The organism is Rheinheimera sp. SA_1 (assembly GCF_001669775.1).
In the GTDB taxonomy this organism is placed as follows: domain Bacteria; phylum Pseudomonadota; class Gammaproteobacteria; order Enterobacterales; family Alteromonadaceae; genus Pararheinheimera.
Genome location: NZ_LXWK01000011.1, coordinates 770,254 through 783,930, shown reverse-complemented (window position 1 = coordinate 783,930; position 13,677 = coordinate 770,254). Strand labels below are relative to the sequence as shown.

The following is a 13,677-nucleotide window of genomic DNA, read 5'->3' as shown; positions in this document are numbered from 1 at the left end:
ATCCTCGTTAAGCTCAAGCTGGCTTTTATAAGATGGCAAAGTGCAAATATCTGATGAGTGTGTTAATTTTTACATTCAGCACTTCATATATTAGGGAAAATTGCTTGAGTACAGAACTCATCCTGGCCAGATTGTCGTTGTTCCTGATCCAAGCCGGGCTGGCCTTAGTGTTGAGTCTGGTGTTGTGGCACTTTTACCGCATTTACCAACGTCATTATCTGAAATCCTGGTCGGTAGCCTTTTTGGTGTTTGCAGCGTATGTGATTTGCCTGACCGGTTACAGCACTATAGGGGGCAATAACCAGAATTGGCGGGTCCTGCGGCTGGCCTTTGAATTCAGTTATATTTTTAGTTGTTATGCCTTCGCTATCTGGGTGTTGGTCGGCGTCCGGGAGGCGGTGACCACTGAACGCATTCCATCACGCACGGTGAATCAGTTGCTATGGCTGGTGGGGCTGATCGCCTTGTTTTCTGTAGCTGTGTTTGCTTTTGATAGCCATGAAAACCCGTGGAAACTCTATCTGCAAATTAACCTGCGGCTGTTGTTTATTGGTTCCGCTTTGTTAGTTGCCGGCATCTGGTTGTTTTCGCTGCAGAATAAAATCTTTGTCACCAAATTGGTCGCCAGCAGCGTCTTGCTGTGGGGGGCTCAATTTGTGCTGGTGGCGCTGGTATCGGTATGGCTGGGTACTGGCGAAACCTTTGACCGGGTGGTGATTGTTAGCAAACATCTGGAACTGTTTTGTCAGACCATTCTTGGCTTGGGTTTGATCATCTGGTTGCAGGAAGACGAACGCACGGCGAACATGCACCTGACAGCCAAAACCCGTTATCTGGACAGCCACGACCATCTGACTGGCGCGCTGAACCGTGACGCTTTATTGCAGGATTTGAATCAGCTGATGTTGCATCATCCAGAGCCTTTGCTGTTGATTATGGTGGGGCTCGACCGCTTTAAAACGATTAACGAATCGGTCGGTTTAAAACAAGGGGACCGCATTCTGCGTGAAGTCACCCGGCGATTTGAAGCCAGTATCTTAAAACCGATTTTTATCGCCCGCACCGGTGGTGATATTTTCGCGCTGGTTCTTTCTGATGTCCAAACCGAAAAACAACGGCAATTCAGCCTGCAACATATTGAACAACAGATAGAAAAACCTTTTAGTTTTGAATCTTCTTTGCTGAAACTTACCGCCAGTATGGGCGTGGCGATGAGTCCGGATCACGCCAGCAACGCCGAAACTTTATTGCAAAAAGCCAACATTGCTTTTCACCAGGCGAAACGACAGCAACAACGCTGGGTGCAGTATCATAGTGGGATGGAAGAAGAGTCTGCCCGGTTATTACTGCTGGAAAAAGAGCTGATTACTGCCATCGAACAAGATCAGTTTGTATTATATTTCCAGCCGCAATTTAATCTGCGTGAACAACGGATTGACGCTTTTGAAGCCTTGGTGCGCTGGCAACATCCACAACGTGGACTACAGATGCCGGGGCAATTTCTACCGGCCGTGGCGCAGCTTGGATTGAGTCAAAGGTTGGATCTGGCAATTCTGGATAAAGCTGTGGCTACTTTAGGTCGCTGGAAAAGTCAGAATATTCTGACACCGGTAGCGGTGAATATGTCGCCCATCCATTTTGAACAAGATGGTTTAAAGCAGAATATTCAAAAGCTTTTGCAGAAGTATCAGGTGCCTTCCACTATGCTCGAATTGGAAATTACCGAAAATACTGCGATGGGCGATATGGAAAAAGGCAGCAACTTTGTCACTGAACTGCAGCAGATGGGGATCCGGGTGTCGATTGACGATTTTGGTACCGGTTATTCGTCGTTGGGTTATTTGCGCAAAATGCCGATTGATAAAATCAAAATCGACCGCAGTTTTATCACTGATATGGCGAGCAGCGACTCAGATATGATGATTGTCAAAACCATGATTACGCTGGCACATGGTCTTGGCAAACGTATTCTGGCCGAAGGGGTGGAAGATGAAAATCAGCTGGGTCTACTGCGACATATGGCTTGTGATGCAGTACAGGGCTACCTGATTGCCAAACCTTTGCCTGAACTACAGGCATTAGCACTGCTAAAGAATAATTAGCTTGATTAGACTGAGTTCCCTGGATCGGGAATTCAGATTATCGAAGGTATTTTCACAGCTCTCTGTTCGCCATTTCATTATTTATTTCCTATGCTTAACGTTCATATCCGTTAATTGGGCTTGGTTATGTTACGAAATTTTTCAATCAAACAGCGTCTGTTAATCAATGCCATTGCGGTTGGGGTGGCGATGTTGATCATGTTGTTGCTGTTGATTTATCAAAGCAGCCAACAAAGCAATTTATCGGCGCTTCGCCTTGATATTGCGACTCTGCAAACCGATGTACTCACCCTGCGGCGCCATGAAAAAGACTTTTTAATGCGCCGTGAATTGTCTTATCAGGAAAAATACCATCAGGTATTTAAAGAACTACAAAGCCATATCAATCACTTAAAACAAGGTCTGCAAGACGCTGATATCGATACTGCGCCGCTGGACGATTTTGCCCGTCAAACTGAAGCATATCAGCAGCAGTTTGATCAGGCCGTCAGCTTGTGGCAGCAGGTTGGGCTGGATCCTCAGTCTGGCCTTTATGGCGGCTTACGCAAAGCCGCTCATGAGTTGGAGCAACAATTTAAACAAGTGCAAAATGATGCAATGCTGGTGAGTTTGTTGCAGCTGCGCCGTGCCGAAAAAGATTTTATGTTGCGACTGGATCTAAAGTATCTGGATGCATTTCAGGCTGAATTTAGTCGGTTTAATGGCATGTTAGATCAAAGCGCATTACAACAAGCCGCTGCTGCATACCAACAGGCTTTTGTCGCGCTGGTACAAGGGCAACAAGCAATAGGACTGGATCAGGAACAGGGCGTGATGAAACAAATGCGTTCTGCCATCCATGAAACAGAACAAAGTTTGCAGCGGATGTCGCAAGACGCTGAAAAAGCAGTTGATACCGCCGTGCAAATGACCCAAAGCATCGCATTCGCGTTGTTTGTACTTGTGCTGGTGTCCGTGTTGATTCTGGTGATGCTAACCAGCCGTAGTATCGTGCAGCCGATCACCAATGTTTGTCGGACCATCGGACTGATCCGCTCCGACAACGATTTCCGGCAAAGAGTCGAGGTGCAGGGCAATGATGAAATGACGGCCCTTGCCACTGATTTTAACCATATGCTGAGTGACTTTCAGGACTTAGTACGTAGTGTCAATCAAGCGCTCGAAATGCTCGATGTGGCGACCGCAGAGCTGGCTAAATCTACCGCTGATACCAGTCGCGGCATGGGTCAACAACAAATGGAAAGTGACATGGTGGCTACCGCTGTCACCGAAATGGGCGCCACCATCGACGAAATTGCCAACAATACCGAAAACACAGCCAACAAAGCTGAAGCGACCAATCGCAATGCCAGTCATGGTATGAAAGAAGTTGAGCAAACAGTGGCCAGGATCAGCAGCTTGTCTGCGGACTTAGAACAAGCAGCGTTAGTGATGGGCGAATTGGAAAAAGACAGTACTACCATTGGTTCGGTACTTGATGTCATTCGCGGTATTGCCGAACAAACCAATTTATTGGCACTTAATGCAGCGATTGAAGCAGCCCGGGCTGGCGAACAAGGCCGTGGTTTTGCCGTGGTCGCTGATGAAGTGCGAAGTCTGGCACAGCGCACAGCCGAATCGACCCGGCAAATTGAACAAATCATCACTGGCTTACAGAGCCGCACCAAAGCCATAGTGCAGTCGATGAATAGCTGCCGTGAACAGGGCACCAGCAGTGTCCAACAGGCCGGGATGGCCAGTAAGTTGTTGTCGGCCATTACGCTGGATGTCAGTACCATTATGGACATGACCACGCAAATTGCGACGGCAATTGAAGAGCAAAGTCATGTCGCTTCTGAAGTGAATAAAAACGTAGTGCGGATTCGTGATATTTCGCAGGAGTCTTTGGTGATTGCCCAGCATAATGCGCAAATCAGCGAAGAAGTGGCGGCGCAGGCAGCCCGGTTACATCACACGGTGGACCGGTTTAAGGCTTAATCTAAAACGTCTATCCGGCAGCTGTATGAAGCAAAAAGCCCCGCAACTATACGGGGCTTTTTCTTTAGTTTTTATAGCTGACGGAAACTCAGCGTAGGTTCGCGATTACTGTTGGCGTCTTGCAGCCGCTTCAGATAATCCTGCCATAAAGCTTCACGGTTTTCATGTAACTGCCGTAAATACGGCCAGCTGTAAATGCCGGTATTGTGACCGTCATCAAATACCAATTTCACTGCATATAAACCTACCGGCAAAATCTGCTTGATGCCGACATCGCGTTTATGGCTGACCAGCACTGGTTTGCCATGGCCTCGTACTTCGGCTGAAGGTGACAACACCCGCAGCATTTCCGCGCTAAAACTGGCACTGATGTCATCTTTAAACAGCACGTCCAGCAGTTTAGATTTTTGGTGGTAATGCAGTTTGGTGACTTGATGCATCAGCATGTTCCTATTTACAGAATAAACCGGCTTAAATCTTCATCCTGCACTAATGCGTCGAGATGGCTGTCGACATAGTCAGCATCGACAACGACATGTTGCCCAGCGTGGTCCGAAGCTTCAAACGACACTTGCTCCAGCAACCGTTCCATCACCGTATATAACCGCCGTGCGCCAATGTTTTCAGTTTTTTCATTCACTTGCCAGGCAGCACGGGCAATCCGTGAAATACCATCCGCAGTAAAGGACAACACCACACCTTCGGTCGCCAGTAAAGCGCGGGTTTGCTCCGTTAACGAAGCTTTCGGCTCGGTTAAAATCCGTTCAAAATCAGCAGCGGTTAATGCTTGTAATTCTACGCGGATCGGCAAACGGCCTTGCAGTTCAGGCACTAAATCCGATGGTTTTGACATCTGAAAAGCGCCCGAAGCGATAAACAGAATATGGTCGGTCTTCACCATGCCGTGTTTAGTATTAACGGTGCAACCTTCAATCAGCGGCAGTAAGTCGCGTTGCACCCCTTCGCGTGACACGTCCGGGCCGGAGGTTTCACCACGCTTACAGATTTTGTCGATTTCATCGATAAACACAATACCGTTTTGCTCAACAGCTTCTAACGCTTTTGCTTTGAGCTCTTCCGGATTGACCAGCTTGCCGGCTTCTTCATCGACCAATTGCTTCAGCGCGTCTTTGATTTTCAGTTTGCGCTTTTTGGTTTTGTCCGAGCCCATGTTCTGAAACATGCTTTGCAGCTGTTGGGTCATTTCTTCCATGCCCGGCGGTGCCATAATTTCGACGCCCATCGCCGGTATGGCTAAGTCCAGTTCGATTTCTTTGTCATCGAGCTGACCTTCACGCAGTTTTTTGCGGAAAATTTGCCGGGTGTGGTTGTCGGTGTCTGAAGGCTCAGCTTCGCCCCAGCTGTTTTTGGCGCGTGGCAATAACACATCTAAAATACGTTCTTCCGCCGCTTCTTCGGCGCGAAAGCGGTTTTTCGCTACTTCAGTTTCCCGCACCATTTTGACTGCGCTGTCGGTTAAGTCGCGGATGATGCTTTCTACTTCTTTACCGACATAACCCACTTCAGTGAATTTGGTGGCTTCGACTTTAATAAAAGGCGCATTGGCCAGTTTTGCTAAACGACGGGCAATTTCAGTTTTACCGACACCGGTCGGGCCAATCATCAGAATGTTCTTTGGGGTGACTTCCTGGCGTAAGGCCGGATCCAACTGCATCCGGCGCCAGCGGTTACGCAGTGCGATGGCCACCGCACGTTTGGCATCTTGCTGCCCAATAATATGGCGGTCCAGTTCGTGGACGATTTCTCTTGGCGTCATTTCAGACATAACGGACCTTCTTATAAATCTTCAATAGTGTGCTGTTGATTGGTGTAAATGCAGATATCACCAGCAATAGTTAAGCTTTTTTCGACGATGTCACGCGGGCTGAGTTCGGTGTTTTGCAACAGGGCGGTAGCAGCCGCCTGGGCAAAAGGGCCACCGCTACCAATGGCGATTAAATCCTGCTCTGGCTGAATCACATCGCCGTTGCCAGTGATGATCAGCGAGCAGTTGGCATCTGCCACGGCTAATAAGGCTTCAAGTTTTCGCAACATGCGATCGGTGCGCCAGTCTTTAGCAAGTTCGACTGCAGCGCGCATCAAATGGCCTTGGTGCAATTCCAGCTTGGCCTCAAAACGTTCAAATAAGGTAAAAGCATCGGCGGTACCGCCGGCAAAACCAGCCAGCACTTTACCGTGATATAAACGCCGCACTTTACGGGCATTGCCTTTCATCACGGTATTGCCAAGGGTGACCTGACCATCACCGCCTAAAGCGACGTGGCCATTGCGGCGGACAGAAACGATTGTAGTCATGACATCTCTTTATCGGAAAACGCCTGGGTGCACAGACACCCGCGTATGCGGAACACTGCTAACTGAAATAAGGGTGCAGGGGTGGGTTTTCAAGGTGGTAAAGCAGGGTTGGTGAAATTGGCCGGATTTACCATCCACCGACTAATAGGACGCTGGATGAAAGCAGCATCACCGCCAACTGAATTTTGACGGTGATATTTAGGGTAAACAAAGACTTACAGTGGCATCCAACAATCAGCAACTTTGCTGCGTTTCAGCATGTTTTTGTCGTTTTGTGCCTGCCGACGACTGGTGTAAGGGCCAACCACCACCCGGTGTTTGCCGGAAGATTCTTTGATGGTTGATGTAATACCAGCAAAAGCAATTTTCGCTTTCAGCTGCTGTGCGCTGTTCAGATCTTTAAAAGCTCCGCAATAAAGAGTTGCTGGTTTTTTCGCATCAAGCTCGTCAGCGGTCACTTGAATCTCTTTGGTTTCAAGCTCTTTGATGTAGGTATAAGGCTCTTTTGATGGCTTGGCCGGCAGTTCGTCCTGGACGGCTGCTGGCGCCGGTTGCGCTGCTTTGGCTTGTTCGGCCAGCGTTTCAGCACCTGGCCGATGCGAAATGTGCCACAAGAAATAACCAAAAATGATCAGTAACACCGAAACTGCAGCAATTAATAATTTCGGGATCGGCGCTGGAGCCTTGGCTTTGTTTCTGGAGCGGGGCGCCGGTCGGGCGGCTTTGACATAATCTTGCTGCGGCATAACGGAGTTTTAAATCACACTTTTTTACAGGTCATATCGCATTCTACTGAAAACTGCCCGAAATGACACCCTTAACCTTGGGCTTATTGTGGGTTATTCCGGCCTTGGCACTGCTGGTTTTACAAAAATGTTAGCTTAAGTCCAGCGGATCCACATCCAGTTGCCATTTCAGTTTGCGACTCAGCGCAGACCCCTGAATAAGCTGGATCAGCGATGCTAACAATTGATGCAAGGCTTTGCGATCCGGACTAAATAATTGTAACTGCCAGCGAAATTTACCGGCTTTTTTCTCCAGCGGTGCTTTGACGGGGCCCAGCCATTGCAGCGGTGCTAGTTGCGCCTGCTGCGCTGTGTGCTGCTGCAGTAATGTCAGCCAGAGCTCGCATACCGCAGAATCCAAAGCTTCGGCGCGAAACATTGCCATGTGCTGATAAGGCGGCAATCTGGTTTGCTGGCGTTCAAGCAAGGCGCTTCTGGCAAAAGAGTGATAACCGTTCTGGATCACGTCCTGCAATAATGGATGACCCGGGTAATGGGTTTGCAGCAACACTTTACCAGCGACATCACCCCGGCCAGCCCGACCCGACACCTGAGTCAGCAACTGCGCCAGCTGTTCGGACGCGCGAAAATCGCTGCTATATAAAGCGCCGTCAACATCGACCACTACCACCAGACTTACCGCCGGAAAATGATGCCCCTTCGCCAGCATCTGGGTGCCGATAATCAATTGCGGCGTGCCGCTGTGGATCATGTCCAAATGCGCTTCCAGACTGCCTTTACGTCGGGTGCTGTCACGATCGAGCCGGGTAATCGGAAACTCCGGAATAAGCCTTGCCAGCTGTTCTTCCAGCTGCTCGGTGCCTTGTCCAACCGGCGCCAGTTGCGTGCTGCCACAGTTGCCACATTGATGCGGTACAGGTCTGGTGGCGGCGCAGTGGTGACAAATCAGCTGCCGGCTTTGTTTGTGGTAGGTAGTAAAAGCGCTGCAATGCAAACATTCGGTCAACCAGCCACACTCGTGGCAAATCAGTGCCGGTGCAAAACCGCGGCGATTGAGAAACAACATCACCTGCTGGCCGCGTTTTAGCGTCTGCCGGATTTGCGCCAAGGTTCCGTCGGCCAAGCCATTTTTCAGAACTTGCTGTTTTAAATCAAGCAGTTCAATTTTGGGTACTTGCTGACTGGTAGCGCGTTCCGGCAGCTGCAGATGGATAAATTTCTGTTGCTGCACATTGTACAATGACTCGAGACTCGGTGTGGCTGAGCCGAGCAAAATCGGGCACTGCTCTAAACTTGCGCGTTTGACTGCCAGATCGCGCGCATGGTAACGAAAGCCATCTTGTTGCTTCAGCGACTGATCATGCTCTTCATCAATAATCAGCAAGCCTAAATTGCGAAAAGGCAAAAACAGCGCTGAACGGGTGCCGATCACAATAGCCGCATCGCCACTTTGACTACGTTGCCAGCAGCGCAGCCGTTCATGGTCAGTCATATTTGAGTGCCAGGTCAGCATCGGCACGGCGAACCTTTTTTCAAACCGCGCTAAGGTTTGTGGCGTCAGGCCAATTTCCGGCACCAGCACCAACACTTGTTGGCCTTTGGCGAGCACTGGCTGAATAGCCTGCAGATACACTTCAGTTTTGCCAGAGCCGGTGACACCTTCAAGTAAAAACCGTTCAAAACGCCCAAGCGCCTGTACCACGGCCGTTACCGACAGTGCTTGCGCCGGGTTTAATGGCAATGGTTTTTGTTTTTCTGGTTGATATTCAAAGGGAGTAAAAGGTTGGCTGATAAGTTCAGCGATGCCTTTGTCGATTAGTTGTTGCAAGGTGGCGCGGCTAAATTCGCTGACAGCCTCAGCTTCTGCTAAGGCCGTTTGCTTTAGCTGTAACCAGAGCGCGAGTTGTTTGGCGGAGCGTTTAAACAGCGTATCGCTGCAAGCCTGACCTTCTGCGGTCAGTTGTAGTAGTTTTTGTTTTTCTTGAGTGAGGAGCCGGCCTTCCCGCAATAAGGCGGGCAGGGCGCTGGTCAACACATCGCCGAGCGGATGGTGATAATAATCAGCGGCAAAGCTGAGTAAATCACGCAGTATCGAGCCTAATACCGGAACAGGGTCCAGCAATTGTGTTACTGGCTTTAGCTGTGCATCTGCAAAACTGTCGGCCGGGTCAATTTGCCAGACCACCCCCACCAACTGCCGTTTACCAAAGGGCACCAATACCCGTGAGCCAATACTGACGCTGATATTTTCGTCAGTTTCCATTTGATAATCAAAATGTTGGCGCAAAGGCACCGGTAAGGCGACACGTAGAATTGGCACTGGTAGATCCCGGCAGTAAACAGGCTTCAGTGTACAAACTCGGTCCGGCTCTGAACAGGAGTTTTTCCATTGAGGCGCTGGCCTTGCCGCGCTTTAAGCGTAGAGCGATCTTTTAGTTGAATAAGCCAAACTTATCTATTAAACTTCGCGCCCTAATTTAACTGAAATACGTATGGTGTTTGACAGCAAGACTGATCAGATTGCGATACGGCCCAACGAGGTAAGCCATGAAACCAGGTATCCACCCGGAATACAAAGAAATCACTGCAACCTGTACTTGCGGTAATGCATTCAAAACTAGTTCAGCACTGTGCAAAGACATCCACTTGGACGTATGCTCAGCTTGCCACCCGTTCTACACTGGTAAGCAAAAAGTTCTGGACGTAGGTGGTCGTGTTGACCGCTTCAAAAAACGTTTTGCAGTACTGGGCGCCAAATAATCCGGCTTCCGTCGTAAGACAGTTAAAAAGGCACCTTGGGTGCCTTTTTTGCATTCTGGCTTTACAAAATTTTCCGCTCGTCAAGGTTCAGAATTCAAACTTATCGCTATCTGCTAAAATTATTTTCATTGCATAATCGCTTTTGTAGATATGCATTATTTTTACGCTCATGTTGTATCGGTAACCACTTCATTTATATAACTTTTACCAAAACAACCTTCAATGCACTGCTGCATAATTTCTTGTTTTAGCTGGCTGGATATCTAACCGGCTATTCAGTTTTGTTGCATCATTATCAGCTAGCTCACCATCTGGTCAGATGAGTGGCTCGTCAGGGGATTGGCGGGCTGCAGAAAACTTGTTATAACTGACCTGCGCAAACTTCGACCAGCCGCTGCGGTGATGCCGCTTCGGCACAGTGGTACGATCAGCAAGTTATTGATTTGCATAGCGCGCTCTGCTCTTTAGAATGAGCGGCTTTTCGCCCTACAGCGCAAAGATTGGCAAATACACCCCGAATCTTCAAGGATGAAGGGTACAACAAAAGCCCACACAGGGCTCAGCGTCAGGACCTCTTACCATGTCAGATTTCAGAGAACAAGCACTGCGGTATCATGCCGAACCTAAGCCAGGCAAAATCAGCATTGAGATCAGTAAGCCAGCCGAAACCGTCAAAGACTTAGCCCTGGCCTATAGCCCAGGCGTGGCAGAGCCGGTGCGGGAAATAGCCGCCAATCCGGATGATGTTTACAAATACACCGCCAAAGGCAATCTGGTGGCGGTGATCACCAACGGTACGGCAATATTGGGTTTGGGTAATTTAGGGCCCATGGCTTCTAAGCCAGTGATGGAAGGTAAGGCTCTGTTATTTAAGCGTTTTGCTAATCTGGACTCGATTGATATTGAAGTCACCCATCGCACCACCGAAGAATTTATTAATACCGTCGCCAATATTGCAGACACTTTTGGCGGTATTAACCTCGAAGATATTAAGTCACCTGAATGTTTTGAAATTGAAAAAGAGCTGATTAAACGCTGCAATATTCCGGTATTTCATGATGATCAGCACGGCACCGCTATTGTCACTGCCGCTGGTCTTTTGAACGCACTGGAAATTCAGGGTAAAGAAATCGGCAAAGTCACCATCGTCTGTATGGGCGCCGGCGCTGCCGCCATCGCCTGTATGGAGTTGTTGATTAAGTGCGGCGCGAAACGCGAATACATTTATATGCTCGACACCAAAGGGGTGATCCACACCCGTCGCGACGATTTGAATAAATACAAAACCTTGTTTGCCAATAACACCGATAAACGCACTTTGGAAGATGCACTGGAAGGAGCTGATGTGTTTGTCGGCGTGTCCGGGCCAGATGTACTGCCGCCGGAAGCGCTGAAGTTGATGGCTGATAAACCAGTGATTTTCGCCTGTTCTAACCCGGATCCGGAAATCAAACCAGCACTGGCGCATGCAGTACGCTCGGATTTAATCATGGCGACTGGTCGTTCGGATTATCCGAATCAGGTGAATAACGTATTGTGTTTCCCGTTTATTTTCCGCGGCGCCTTGGATGTGCGGGCCAGCGTGATTAACGACGAAATGAAAGTGGCGGCAGTGCAAGCTATTCGCAGCATCGCCAAAGAGCCGGTGCCGGAATCGGTATTAATTGCTTCCCAAGTTGCGAGCCTGGAATTTGGCAAAGAGTACATTATTCCTAAACCGATGGACCCACGCTTGTTACCACGGGTCGCCAAAGCAGTGGCCGACGCAGCGGTAGCTTCGGGGGTGGCACGGATTGAAATGCCTGCAAATTATATGCAGTAACTGCATCAAAGTTGTTGAAAAATAATAAAAAACCCGCCAATCGGCGGGTTTTTGCTTTCTGTTGATTTTATAATTATTGTAAATATTGAACTGACGCTTGAAATACAGCTTAGTGCGACAGTTTACTCCTCGTCGGAGTCGGCTTCCTGGATCACTGGAATTGGTTTACCCATGCTGGTCAGAATGTTACGTACTTCGACCGGAATTTGATGCACATTGTCTTTACGTAAATCTTCATCTGCTGGCAGTGGCTGACCGGTAAATGCATGCAGGAAAGCTTCACATAATAATTCGCTGTTGGTGGCGTGACGTAAGTTATTGACTTGACGACGAGTTCTCTCATCAGTCAGCACCTTTAATACATTCAGCGGGATTGAAACGGTGATTTTTTTCACCTGTTCTGATTTTTTGCCATGTTCTGCATACGGATGAACGTATTCACCATTCCACTTAGCCATAGTTGTACCTTGATTTGTTTTTAGTTGCGTAGCGCATTTTGGGCCGGAATTTTACTTCTTTATACGATGGGACACAAACAATGCGCAAGAAATAATCACTACAGACGTCTAAATGTTTTGACTTCTTATTTTTCGGAAGTATACTTTTAGACGTCTAAACGCCTATATAAGTCTGAGGTTAATTATGTCAACCCGCCATTCTGCCACTATTACTGCCCGCGCCGGCATTGCTCAGGACCCGGCCTATGGTTCGGTGACGCCGCCTTTGTACTTAACTTCAACTTATGAACTCAAGGCTTTTAAGCAGCCTGGCAAGTATGATTATTCGCGTTCGAACAACCCAACCCGTGATTTGCTCGGTGATGCCTTAGCTGAATTAGAAGGTGGTGCTAAGGGTTTAGTGACCAGCACCGGGATGTCCGCTTGTGTGTTGGCGCTGCAGCTATTAACACCTGCTGACACCTTGGTGATCCCACACGATTGTTACGGTGGCAGCTATCGATTGTTCACCAATCTGGCCAATCGCAAACAAGCCTTTAAAGTGGTGATTGTGAATTTCCAGCAAGACAATTGGGCGGAACTGATTGCAGATGCTAAACCTAAAATGATTTGGTTGGAAACACCCAGTAACCCGTTGCTGCAAATTACCGATATCAAAGCGGTCTGCGAGTTGGCAAAAACTTTGGCGGCGTTGGTGGTGGTCGATAACACTTTTTTATCACCGGTGCTGCAACAACCGTTGCAACTTGGCGCCGATATCGTGGTGCATTCCACCACCAAATACCTGAATGGTCACAGCGATATTGTTGGTGGCGCACTCATTACCAAAGATCAGGCCACCGGTGATGAGCTGAAATGGTGGGCTAACTGTTTAGGCCTGACCGGTGGTGCTTTTGACGCGCACCTGGTGCTGCGCGGTATCCGCACTTTATTGCCGCGGATGAGAGCGCATTTGGAAAACACTACGCTTATCGTGAATTTTCTACAGCAGCAAAAACTGGTGGCAAAAACTTATTATCCGGGGCTGAAAGACCATCCGGGCCACGCCATTGCCAAAGCGCAGCAAAACGGTTTTGGCGCTATGGTCAGCTTCGATTTGGCCGCTGATGAAGCGTATTTGCCGGTGTTTTTTAATGCGCTGCAATGTTTCACGCTGGCGCAATCGCTTGGCGGTATTGAAAGTTTAATTTGCCATCCGGGCACGATGACGCATGCCTCAATGGATGCGGCAGCGCAAAAAGCCGCAGGCATGGGGCCGACTTTAATTCGTTTGTCAGTGGGTATTGAAGATGGCCGCGATTTGCTGGCGGATCTAGCCCAGGCCTTTGCTGCGGTAGAGCAGGCGATGTTGGCCGATGGCGTGACACTGGTTTCTACTGCGACCGCCGCTGTAACAACCTCTGCGCCGGCAGCGACCACGTCGAATGCTGCTGTTCCCGCAGCGCAATCGCAACAAGAATTTCGTTTAAACCCGGCTCTGGCCGCTTTTTGGTGAG

The 13,677-nt window shown here is 48.9% G+C and carries 11 protein-coding genes; 5 read left to right on the top strand and 6 right to left on the bottom strand.

What is annotated here, in order from left to right:
* The first annotated feature begins 104 nt into the window (after nt 1-104).
* A complete protein-coding gene (locus A5320_RS04430; RefSeq protein WP_068062959.1) occupies nt 105-2,102 on the top strand; it encodes a putative bifunctional diguanylate cyclase/phosphodiesterase in 1,998 nt (665 codons plus the stop codon).
* 126 nt (nt 2,103-2,228) lie between these two features.
* Nucleotides 2,229-4,079: a methyl-accepting chemotaxis protein gene (locus A5320_RS04425; protein ID WP_082971529.1), complete on the top strand. Its 1,851-nt coding sequence runs from the start codon at nt 2,229-2,231 to the stop codon at nt 4,077-4,079.
* A gap of 71 nt (nt 4,080-4,150) precedes the next feature.
* On the opposite strand, the gene A5320_RS04420 is transcribed toward A5320_RS04425, so the two are convergent.
* The 5 genes from A5320_RS04420 to priA all read right to left on the bottom strand — a co-directional run bounded on the left by A5320_RS04420 (nt 4,151) and on the right by priA (nt 9,461).
* Nucleotides 4,151-4,519, bottom strand: a complete 369-nt coding sequence (locus A5320_RS04420) for a gamma-butyrobetaine hydroxylase-like domain-containing protein (protein WP_068061435.1) — start codon at nt 4,517-4,519, stop codon at nt 4,151-4,153.
* Nucleotides 4,520-4,533: 14 nt separating this feature from the next.
* Entirely contained in the window at nt 4,534-5,865 is a 1,332-nt protein-coding gene (hslU, locus tag A5320_RS04415; protein WP_068061432.1) for an HslU--HslV peptidase ATPase subunit, read from the bottom strand.
* A gap of 11 nt (nt 5,866-5,876) precedes the next feature.
* Nucleotides 5,877-6,395 carry an ATP-dependent protease subunit HslV gene (gene hslV, locus A5320_RS04410; protein WP_068061431.1) on the bottom strand — a complete coding sequence of 173 codons (519 nt, stop codon included), beginning with the start codon at nt 6,393-6,395 and terminating at the stop codon, nt 5,877-5,879.
* A gap of 215 nt (nt 6,396-6,610) precedes the next feature.
* Entirely contained in the window at nt 6,611-7,141 is a 531-nt protein-coding gene (locus A5320_RS04405) for an SPOR domain-containing protein (protein WP_068061429.1), read from the bottom strand.
* A gap of 130 nt (nt 7,142-7,271) precedes the next feature.
* A complete protein-coding gene (gene priA / locus A5320_RS04400) occupies nt 7,272-9,461 on the bottom strand; it encodes a primosomal protein N' (protein WP_068061427.1) in 2,190 nt (729 codons plus the stop codon).
* Nucleotides 9,462-9,688: 227 nt separating this feature from the next.
* On the opposite strand from priA, the gene rpmE reads away from it, so the two are divergent.
* Together rpmE and A5320_RS04395 are read left to right on the top strand one after the other, a co-directional pair.
* Complete coding sequence (gene rpmE / locus A5320_RS21620; protein ID WP_082971527.1) at nt 9,689-9,901, top strand: 50S ribosomal protein L31; 213 nt, start codon at nt 9,689-9,691, stop codon at nt 9,899-9,901.
* A gap of 580 nt (nt 9,902-10,481) precedes the next feature.
* A complete protein-coding gene (locus A5320_RS04395) occupies nt 10,482-11,723 on the top strand; it encodes a malic enzyme-like NAD(P)-binding protein (protein ID WP_068061422.1) in 1,242 nt (413 codons plus the stop codon).
* A gap of 122 nt (nt 11,724-11,845) precedes the next feature.
* On the opposite strand, the gene metJ is transcribed toward A5320_RS04395, so the two are convergent.
* The gene (gene metJ, locus A5320_RS04390) at nt 11,846-12,181 is read right to left on the bottom strand and encodes a met regulon transcriptional regulator MetJ (RefSeq protein WP_068061418.1); all 336 of its coding nucleotides are present in this window, start codon (nt 12,179-12,181) and stop codon (nt 11,846-11,848) included.
* A 184-nt stretch (nt 12,182-12,365) separates the two neighbouring features.
* Here metJ and metB point away from each other — a divergent pair, with 184 nt between their 5' ends.
* Nucleotides 12,366-13,676 carry a cystathionine gamma-synthase gene (metB, locus tag A5320_RS04385; RefSeq protein WP_068061416.1) on the top strand — a complete coding sequence of 437 codons (1,311 nt, stop codon included), beginning with the start codon at nt 12,366-12,368 and terminating at the stop codon, nt 13,674-13,676.
* Nucleotide 13,677: the final 1 nt, after the last annotated feature.

What these genes read in the sequence shown, in the direction of transcription:
- A5320_RS04425 (WP_082971529.1), top strand. Translation starts at nt 2,229, where the DNA reads ATGTTACGAAATTTTTCAATCAAACAGCGTCTGTTAATCAATGCCATT.
- A5320_RS04420 (WP_068061435.1), bottom strand. Translation starts at nt 4,519, where the DNA reads ATGCATCAAGTCACCAAACTGCATTACCACCAAAAATCTAAACTGCTG.
- hslU (WP_068061432.1), bottom strand. Translation starts at nt 5,865, where the DNA reads ATGTCTGAAATGACGCCAAGAGAAATCGTCCACGAACTGGACCGCCAT.
- hslV (WP_068061431.1), bottom strand. Translation starts at nt 6,395, where the DNA reads ATGACTACAATCGTTTCTGTCCGCCGCAATGGCCACGTCGCTTTAGGC.
- A5320_RS04405 (WP_068061429.1), bottom strand. Translation starts at nt 7,141, where the DNA reads ATGCCGCAGCAAGATTATGTCAAAGCCGCCCGACCGGCGCCCCGCTCC.
- rpmE (WP_082971527.1), top strand. Translation starts at nt 9,689, where the DNA reads ATGAAACCAGGTATCCACCCGGAATACAAAGAAATCACTGCAACCTGT.
- A5320_RS04395 (WP_068061422.1), top strand. Translation starts at nt 10,482, where the DNA reads ATGTCAGATTTCAGAGAACAAGCACTGCGGTATCATGCCGAACCTAAG.
- metJ (WP_068061418.1), bottom strand. Translation starts at nt 12,181, where the DNA reads ATGGCTAAGTGGAATGGTGAATACGTTCATCCGTATGCAGAACATGGC.
- metB (WP_068061416.1), top strand. Translation starts at nt 12,366, where the DNA reads ATGTCAACCCGCCATTCTGCCACTATTACTGCCCGCGCCGGCATTGCT.